This window comes from Rhodococcus sp. KRD175 (genome assembly GCF_017168275.1).
GTDB lineage: Bacteria > Actinomycetota > Actinomycetes > Mycobacteriales > Mycobacteriaceae > Rhodococcoides > Rhodococcoides fascians.
The window spans coordinates 268,580-275,588 of sequence record NZ_JABFAQ010000015.1 but is presented as its reverse complement, the minus strand read 5'-3'; the positions used below and the strand labels follow the sequence as shown (position 1 = coordinate 275,588).

Below are 7,009 nucleotides of genomic sequence, written 5' to 3'. Positions count from 1 at the left end.
CACGCGAGGCGACTGATCAGCTCCGCAAACGCGCGCGCGTTTGCGGAGCTGATCAGTCGCCTCGCGTGCTCGACGAGTCCTCGTCCACCACCGAATTCGGCTCGTCGTACGTGACGGTGATGTCTTGGAATCCCTTGTTACGCTGCGCTTCTGCTTGACCGGTGTAGGAGTTCTTGTCACCCTCGGTGAGTTCGACGTTGTCGGTGAACGGCGTCAACAGAGCCCGGGGATGCAGGTGGTCGACGCGCACGGCGTTGATTTCGATACACAGCACGATCAGCACCGACGCGACGTACAGGAAACCGAGCAGACCGAGGACGATGGCGAAGATGCCGTTGCTTGCACTCGCGTTGCCCACGACGTAGCGGATGTAGATGCCGCCGAACGACTGCAGCGCCTGCCAGACGACCGCCGCGATCGCTGCGCCGGGGAGTACGTCGCGCACGCTCAGGTCCCGCGCGGTGCCGATTCGGAAGGCCGCGGTGAAGACGGCGGCGTTGACCACCACCGCTCCGACGAGTGCGAGCGCACCACCGGCGAATCCGAACACGCCCGAGGACGCGACGCCGTTCAGCACCGTCAGTCCGATGATCGCCGTGCCGACAGTGCTGAGCAGCAACAATCCGCGCAGCCGACCCTTGATGGGGTCCGGTTGCTCGTTGCGCGGCACCGACCACGCGGTGTTCATCGCGTACTGCACGGCCAGCGACACTCCGAGTCCGCCGTACAGCGACCCGACGACGCCGATGACGATGGCCGTGGTTCCGCCACTGAGGCGATCCGGTTGACCGAGCTGGTCACCGATGACCGGGATCTGACTCATCGCCGAGTCGATGATGCGGGTCTGCAGCTCCGGGTCTCCGGCCAGCACGATGCCCAGCAGCGTGGTGAACAGCAGCAGAAGGGGAAACAGCGACAGGAACGAGTAGTAGGCGATCAATGCCGCGAGGTAGCCGCCCCGGTCGTCCATGAATTTGTAGAGCACCGCCAGCGGGAAACCTGCCGAGGGGTGCCTGCGCTGGAAGTTGTCCACCTTCGCGACCATCATCGGTCGAATGTAGCCAGCGACGAGCCTGCGGAAACGTCGACGCTCCGGCTTTAGGTGTGACCCAGCTCTCACAGTCTGGACGTGCGCTTCGTCGGTCGAGCTCCGACCAACCCTTCGAGAACAACCCGAACCGAGAAAGGAACTCGCCATGAGCTTCATCGACAAGGCCAAGAACGCAGCAGAGGACGCCATCGGCAAGGCGAAGGAAGTTGTCGGCGACGCAACCAACAACAAGGACCTCGAGGCCGAGGGCAAGAAGGATCAGGGTTCGGCCGGCGTCAAGAAGGTCGGCGAGAACATCAAGGACACCTTCAAGTAACCAGCAGCCCCGGAAGGGTCGTCGATCGAATGATCGGCGGCCCTTCGTGCATCCCGCGATGATGCGCCGCGATACTCACCGGACCACCGCATCGCGAACCGTATAAAATCCATTGATCCGGCCTCGAGGTCGGGACAGGGCGTCCAGAAGCAGGCGCACGATCGAGGATCTCGCCGACGCGACGACGTCGACGGTCCACCGCGCGAGAGGATCGTGTGAATGACTGATTCACCGGCCGAGCAAGACACGTCTCGAACGTCCGAAGCACTGTCGCTCGCGCAGTTCGCTCGATCGCTGCGCGACACGCATCGGTCGATGCCGCAGACGCTGAGTGAGATTCTCCGAATGGCGATTCGGCTCATTCCGGGCGCAACCACCGGATGCATCACCACGGTGAACAAGGGTGAGCGCACTGTCGTCGCATCGACGGACCCGATCGCCGAGAAGCTGTGTCGGTTGCAGTACGAACTCGACGAAGGTCCGATTCCCACCGAGGTCCGTCACCTCGACGTCGTAGTGTCCTACGATCTGGCAACCGAACCGCGATGGCCGCAGTTCGCTGCGATGGCCATCGAGGCCGGTTTCAAGTCGCTCTCGGCCTTTCAGCTCTACAGCAACGCCGATGACCTCGGGGCCCTGGTGTTGTACAGCGACGTCACCGGAGCGTTCGACGCCGATGCGGTAGCGATCGGGGAGGCCTTGTCTGCGCATGCTGCCATCGCAATGCTCAGTGCCCGCGACACCGAGCAATTCCGGACCGGCTTGGCCAGCCGGGACATCATCGGCCAGGCAAAAGGCATGATCATGGAACGCTACGACCTCGACGCAGTACAGGCGTTCGACCTACTGGCGAAACTATCGCAGCAACAGAACCTTCCCCTGCACACCGTCGCTCGCGATCTCGTCGACGCCGACCACCCGACGAACTCGACGTTCTGACCCTGCCCGCGGTCAACGCCCTGGCTCCGGTTGGCAGTGCGGACACCACCATGTTCGACGTCGATCGGGGTCGTTCGGCACGTCGGCCTCGACACGAATGACGGTCGCGCACCGCAGACACGGCTTACCTGCTCGTCCGGCGACCCAGTGCGTCCGGCCGCGACGGGTGTCGCCGGTGGTGACCTGCATGGCCCCGGGGGTGCTCGCCGAATGCCGCATCGCCCGCTCGAGCAGAGTCACCAATTTCTCCGCGTCGACGCCTGCCGACGGAGCCCAGGGCCACAGTCCACGCAGAAAACACAGCTCGTTCGCCCATAGATTCCCGGGTCCCGCGATGACCCGCTGGTCCAGGAGGGTAGAGACGATCGGCCGAGACCCCTGCGCGAGGATGTTCGATGCCGCACGATCGGTGTCGAACTCGGCGTGTAATGGGTCCGGTCCCAGATGCGCGACCAGCGCATTCATCGAGGCCTTGTACCCGTAGTCGACGACCGGCAACAGGATTCCGTACGCGGCCGGCCCGTCCACCGCGGCCAGCCGCACGCGGACGTCGGGCTGCACCCGCCGCGGTATCGAGCGGCCGGCTCGCACCACCGTCCACGATCCCGTCATGCGGAGGTGGGTGTGCAGCGTGGTGTCGTCGTCGAAATCGGTGAACAGATGCTTGCCGTGCGTCCGGTGCGCGACGACGGTTCGCCCGGCGAGATTCTCGACGGCGTGTGCGGGCACGTTCAGTCGCCCTGCCCGTAGCGTGACGCCGTCCAGCGCTCGCCGCAATCGCGCGGCGAGCGCATGGACGGTGTCTCCTTCGGGCATGGTCTCCGAGTATCCCGAGGGCGGCAGAAGCAATCGGACCGACCGGCGAGAGCGCGTCGTCCTCCTCGCGTCAGTGCGCGGGCCGCCTGACGTATCCGACCATGAAGTCGACCGCCAGGAAGGCGACCAGGCTCAGCCCCAACAAGGGCAGGAACCAGCCGACGGCCACGGCAGCCGTGGCGAGGAGCACCGCGGAGATCGGCGAGATGCGGCGCAGTCCCCCACGCAGAGGCGGCCGGCCTGCGGTGAGTCCAGCGCTCTTCGTGGGGCGACGCTTCCACCACATCATGTAGCCGCGCATGATGACCGATGCCAAGGCGAGTGAAAGCCCAACCAGGGCAATCTGATTGGCCACACCGAACAGCGTGCCCATGTGCAACTGAATTCCCCAGGCCGCCAGCTTGGCTGCCACCGGCCAGTCGGCGAAGTACTGGGTGTCGATCACCGCGCCGGTGCTGCCGTCGATCGAGATCGAGTTGTTCGACATCACCCAGGGCTGACGGGTTTCGGCGACGACGAACGCCACGTCGTCCGACGCCGGGATCGACGCCTCCACCGCTCCGTCGATGCCGTTCGCTGCGGCAGTATCGATTACCGAATCGATGCGGCCGACATTGCTGTCTGTCGCCGACGCATCGGCCGACATGTCCATCGAATGCCCACCGTGGCCCGAGTGATCCCCCGAGTGATCCCCCATGGTCGCCGTGTCGGAGGAACCGATGGTCGTGGCGACGGCAGGGGTCGTCCAGCTCAGCGCCGCGCGGAGGTCGGTGACGTTCGCGCCCGCGTAGGTGGACCACGTGAGTCCGGTGGCGGAGAGGAAGATCAGACCTACAGCGATCCAGATACCGGCTACGCCATGCCAGTTCAAGGATCGGTTGCGACCCTTCGATTCACGATCGAAGGTGAGCAGTGTCGCCCGGTCTCGGTTGCGTCGGTAGCGATCGATCCACAGGTACAGGCCGCCGAGCGCGATCACCCACAACCAGGATGCGGCCAGTTCGCTGTAGATCCGGCCCGGTTCACCGAGGTGCAGGTGTCGGTGCAGTTCGGAGATCCACGTTCTGACCGGCAAGGCGCTCGAGGAGCCGTAGACGGCAAGTTCACCCACCGGTGACGCCGTGGCTGGATCGACGAAGACGGCCAGTCGTCGCGATTCGCCGAGGGTCGGGTCGGTGAACAGCACTCGGGTGGTGTCGCCGATGTCGGCAGCGGGTCGCACGGCCGACACGGTCAGATCCGGCCTCTCGGCCTGAGCGGCTCGGATCTGTTGGGCGACCGGGACAGCCGGTCCGGTGGAGTCGACGTGCAGATAGTCGCGGTAGACGAGTTGTTCGATGGTCGGGGCGACGGCGTAGAGGCCGCCGCTCACGGTGGCGATCAGGATGAACGGTGCGATGAGTATGCCCGCGTAGAAGTGCAGACGAAGAATCAGCGGACGCCAGCTGCGAGGGCCGGCCGAACGGGTGGGCGGGGAAGGATCGGCGACGCGTTCCTTTTCCGGTGTGGACATGAGAGCTCGTTTCGTGAGGGCAGGGGTGGGCGCGCGCCGTGGGCACGGGTCGACTCGACGTCGAGCGAATCGTGCTGTGCGCGTGAAGAAATTGCCGCAGCTCTGCTCGCCCCCGCGGTGCAGGAGCGGTCGTGATGGGAGGCTGCGGTCAGTACGACACGGCAGGCGGTCCGCGGTTCCCGGAGCCCGAGAGATCGAGGAGCCGGTGGACGCCGGGTGTGCGATACAGCGGAAGCGGGGCGGCACTCTGCGAGTCGTCGACGACGAGAATTGCCAGTATCGGGAGTATTCGACGAACAACGGTGGCTGCGTGCGAGATCCCACGCTCGGCCCCGTGCACGATCACCGCGCCGACGACGATCGCGATCGCGTGGGCCGCAAGCATCTGCTGTGTCAGCACCGAACCGTGGTGATCGCCGTCGACGATCGTCAGCAGCACGTGTCCGATCGTCTGCGCAGCGGCCAGCGTCGCCATCAGCTGCAGGCGAGGCGCGATGACGATCGGCACGGCGGCGGCAGCGTAACCGAGTCCCGCGCACACCAGAGCCAACAGGACGAACGCGGCGTCGGAGGGAAACATACCGCCGCCGACCGCGTGCGCGGTGGCGGTGATCGTTGCCGTCAGAGCGCCGACGGCAGACCCGCGCAGGGCTGCGGATCCGTCCGGGGTCGCGGGCACGAACAGCAGACTACTACCCGTTTCGGTAGACACAGTGACGTCTTGCTTCTGTCGCATGGTTTGTACGCGAAAACCGATCCAGCGGTCTTTTTCAGGTCCGTTATGGTGATCGCGGGTATCACGCCACGTTCAGAGAGGATTGCCGTGCCGGACAGTTCGGATGTGGCTCAGGCCCGTGTGTTCGCCAACATGCTCGCGGCCGAAATTGCGTCGACATCGAGCCGAATCGAGGTCTCCGAGAACTACGCCCACAAGGCCTTCAGGGTGGGCGACCCCCGCAGCGCGAAGTGGCACACCGACGAGGCCCGCGCTCAGAAGCAGGCGCTGTACGAATTGCACCGCCAACTGGACGCACTGCACAGCCGCTTCCAGATCTCGAATGGTGAACCCGAACCCGTGTGCTGACGTCGGCTCGGTGTGTGAGGGCGCCTGGTCCGGGGTACCGCGACAAGATGGTTTTCGACAAGACAGACAACGGCTCGGGGGCCGAAAGCGAAGGACAACGAACGATCACGATCGGGTTGGTGGCCGACGAGGGATTCGCGTCGACGATAGCGGCCGCCATCGAACAGGAACTTCCGCCCACCATCACGATCGACGGAACCGATGCCCGACTGGACACGGCCCGGCCCGCAGTCACGCTGCCTCCCACCGAGGCAGGTTCTGCGCCGTTGGGTCAGTGGCTGGAGGCCATTCAGGCCACCAACACATTCGACCTGGTGCTCTGCATCTCCGAGGTTCCGCGACGCGTCGGGGCCAGCCCCGTCGTCGCCGAATTGCGTGACGGTTCGACCGGTGCTTTGTACGTACCCTCGTTCGGCACCATAGGAGTACGGCGTCGCGCTGTGGCGGTGGCCATCGCCATCGTGCACGATCTCCTCCGCAGCGATACTGCCTCGCGGCCACACCTGCGACGGTCGATGTCCAAGTGGGCTCCGGGCCCCGACCCCGACGGTGGCGGCGAGCGAATCCTGCTCACTCCCGGCATGTTCGGCCGAACACGCATGATCATGGGCATGATTCGCTGCAATCGGCCGTGGCGTCTCGTCCCCGCACTGTCGAGCGTGCTCGCGGCCGCGAGCGCCGCGTCGGCGTTCGGTGTGTTCTACGCGAGCATCTGGCAGATGGCGGCCTCGATGACACCTGCCCGGCTCACACTGATCGGCGTCGCCGCCATCGTGGCCATCACGGTGTGGCTGATCTTTCCGCACGGCCTCTGGGAGCACCGACGGTTCCGCTCCTCGACCACCGATCGCTGGATATACAACTCTGCCACTCTCGGCACCGTCGTGGCCGGCGTGCTGTGTATGTATGCCGTTCTGTTCGCGGTCGTGTTGCTCTCTGCTGCCGTGGTGATCTCGCCCGAGTTCCTCACCGCTCAGATCGGGCGAGAAGCAAATACGGCGGACTACCTGTCACTGGCCTGGTTGGCGGCGTCGTTGGGCACGGTCGCTGGAGCAGTGGGCTCGTCGGTGTCCGATCGCAGCGACATCCTCAACGCTACGTACGGCCACCGAGAAATGCTCCGGCGCCAGCACAGCGCAGAACGGTCACGCGCGGAAAAAGCCGGGTCCGAAGAATTCAGCAAAGCCCAGCCCTAGGCCGGGTCACCGGGGTGCCGTCGCGACGACGGAGAGCACAGGACCTGTTGGCCGAAATGTAGCGTGCGATCTCGCGGGAGTAGCCAATTCGTCG

General features: G+C 65.2%; 8 protein-coding genes. 4 read left to right on the top strand and 4 right to left on the bottom strand.

The features are described 5' to 3' along the window. Positions 1 to 52: 52 nt before the first annotated feature. A complete protein-coding gene (locus tag J1M81_RS21610) occupies positions 53 to 1,045 on the bottom strand; it encodes a YihY/virulence factor BrkB family protein (protein WP_027495725.1) in 993 nt (330 codons plus the stop codon). Between the two features lie 151 nt (positions 1,046 to 1,196). Between J1M81_RS21610 and J1M81_RS21605 the strand changes: the two genes are divergently transcribed. Further along, positions 1,197 to 1,367 carry a CsbD family protein gene (locus tag J1M81_RS21605; RefSeq protein ID WP_027495724.1) on the top strand — a complete coding sequence of 57 codons (171 nt, stop codon included), beginning with the start codon at positions 1,197 to 1,199 and terminating at the stop codon, positions 1,365 to 1,367. A 219-nt stretch (positions 1,368 to 1,586) separates the two neighbouring features. Continuing rightward, complete coding sequence (locus tag J1M81_RS21600) at positions 1,587 to 2,306, top strand: GAF and ANTAR domain-containing protein (RefSeq protein ID WP_032374855.1); 720 nt, start codon at positions 1,587 to 1,589, stop codon at positions 2,304 to 2,306. Between the two features lie 12 nt (positions 2,307 to 2,318). Here J1M81_RS21600 and J1M81_RS21595 read toward each other — a convergent pair whose 3' ends face one another. From J1M81_RS21595 to J1M81_RS21585, 3 genes are all read right to left on the bottom strand, one after another. Next, the gene (locus J1M81_RS21595; protein WP_032399285.1) at positions 2,319 to 3,122 is read right to left on the bottom strand and encodes a DNA-formamidopyrimidine glycosylase family protein; all 804 of its coding nucleotides are present in this window, start codon (positions 3,120 to 3,122) and stop codon (positions 2,319 to 2,321) included. 70 nt (positions 3,123 to 3,192) lie between these two features. Continuing rightward, positions 3,193 to 4,635, bottom strand: a complete 1,443-nt coding sequence (locus J1M81_RS21590) for a PepSY domain-containing protein (protein WP_206498815.1) — start codon at positions 4,633 to 4,635, stop codon at positions 3,193 to 3,195. 148 nt (positions 4,636 to 4,783) lie between these two features. Next, a complete protein-coding gene (locus J1M81_RS21585) occupies positions 4,784 to 5,314 on the bottom strand; it encodes a hypothetical protein (RefSeq protein ID WP_155288565.1) in 531 nt (176 codons plus the stop codon). Positions 5,315 to 5,458: 144 nt separating this feature from the next. Between J1M81_RS21585 and J1M81_RS21580 the strand changes: the two genes are divergently transcribed. Then, complete coding sequence (locus tag J1M81_RS21580; protein ID WP_155288564.1) at positions 5,459 to 5,719, top strand: hypothetical protein; 261 nt, start codon at positions 5,459 to 5,461, stop codon at positions 5,717 to 5,719. Between the two features lie 47 nt (positions 5,720 to 5,766). Next, positions 5,767 to 6,915 carry a hypothetical protein gene (locus J1M81_RS21575; RefSeq protein WP_052061275.1) on the top strand — a complete coding sequence of 383 codons (1,149 nt, stop codon included), beginning with the start codon at positions 5,767 to 5,769 and terminating at the stop codon, positions 6,913 to 6,915. Positions 6,916 to 7,009: the final 94 nt, after the last annotated feature.